Genomic DNA, 573 nt, shown 5'->3' on the forward strand with positions numbered 1-573 from the left:
CGAACGAGATCCACGTCTTGACGTCGTTCATGCCAAGCTGCTCGGGATGGCGGGTGGCGGTCACGACGCGCACCACGCACCCCCACGTCCGGCAGATGATCGCGGACCGTGAGCTGGAGACGTGGCTGGTGGTCGACATGTCGGCCAGCCTCGACTTCGGCACCGTGGGCTGCGAGAAGCGCGACCTGGCCGTGGCGGCAGCTGCCGCGATCACGTTCCTCAACAGCGGCGGCGGCAACCGGCTCGGGGCGCTGATCTCCAACGGCCAGACCACGACTCGGGTTCCGGCGCGCTCCGGGCGGCAGCACGAGCAGACGCTGCTGCGCACCATCGCCACCACCCCGAGGGCGCCGGTCGGCGTGCGCGGGGATCTGGCGACGACCATCGACGCGCTGCGCCGTCCGGAACGCCGCCGCGGCATGGCGGTGATCATCAGCGACTTCCTGGGGCCGATCAACTGGATGCGCCCGCTGCGGGCGATCGCGGCCCGCCACGAGGTGCTGGCCGTCGAGGTGCTCGACCCCCGCGACGTCGAGCTGCCCGACATCGGTGACGTCGTGCTGCAGGACGCCG

Annotated in this window: 1 protein-coding gene; it reads left to right on the forward strand. The window is 71.6% G+C overall.

The window, feature by feature from the left end; all coding sequences use genetic code 11:
* The coding region (locus A9X05_RS12800; protein WP_156736674.1) for a DUF58 domain-containing protein at positions 1-573 on the forward strand (573 nt) is incomplete at both ends.

Source organism: Mycobacterium sp. E3298, assembly GCF_001666895.1.
Classification (GTDB): domain Bacteria; phylum Actinomycetota; class Actinomycetes; order Mycobacteriales; family Mycobacteriaceae; genus Mycobacterium.